The organism is Streptomyces sp. SID5464 (assembly GCF_009862985.1).
Taxonomy (GTDB): Bacteria; Actinomycetota; Actinomycetes; order Streptomycetales; family Streptomycetaceae; genus Streptomyces; species Streptomyces chartreusis_D.
This window is the reverse complement of sequence record NZ_WWIQ01000021.1, coordinates 446-851: the sequence shown is the minus strand read 5'-3', so window position 1 is coordinate 851 and position 406 is coordinate 446. Positions and strand designations below refer to the sequence as shown.

Annotated in this window: 1 protein-coding gene; it reads right to left on the bottom strand. The window is 71.4% G+C overall.

Annotated features, from left to right (window positions below; translation table 11 throughout):
- On the bottom strand, window positions 1-406 hold a 406-nt coding region (locus tag GTY47_RS13950; RefSeq protein WP_010032999.1), incomplete at both ends, for an aldehyde dehydrogenase family protein.

The window sequence follows — 406 nt, the reverse complement described above, 5'->3', positions numbered from 1 at the left end:
GAACAGGTAGGCGGCCAGGCCGAATTCGGTGTTGTTGGCGGCGGTGACTGCCTCGTCTTCGTCGTCGAAGGTGAGGAGGGCGGCGACGGGGCCGAAGACCTCGGTGTCGTTGATGGCGGCGTCGGGGGCGATGCCGGTCAGGACGGTGGGCGGGTAGAAGCAGCCGGGGCCTTCGGGCAGTTCGCCGCCGGTGAGGACGGTGGCGCCGCGTTTGACGGCGTCGCGCACCACGTCGTGGGCCTTGCTGCGGCCGGCCTGGTCGATGAGCGGTCCGACGTCGGTGCCCGGTTCGGTGCCGTCGCCGACCTTCAGGGCCGCCATGCGGGCGGCTAGGCGGGTGGCGAACTCCTCGGCGACGGAGGTGTGGACGTAGATGCGGTTGGCGGCGCAGCAGGACTCGCCCATG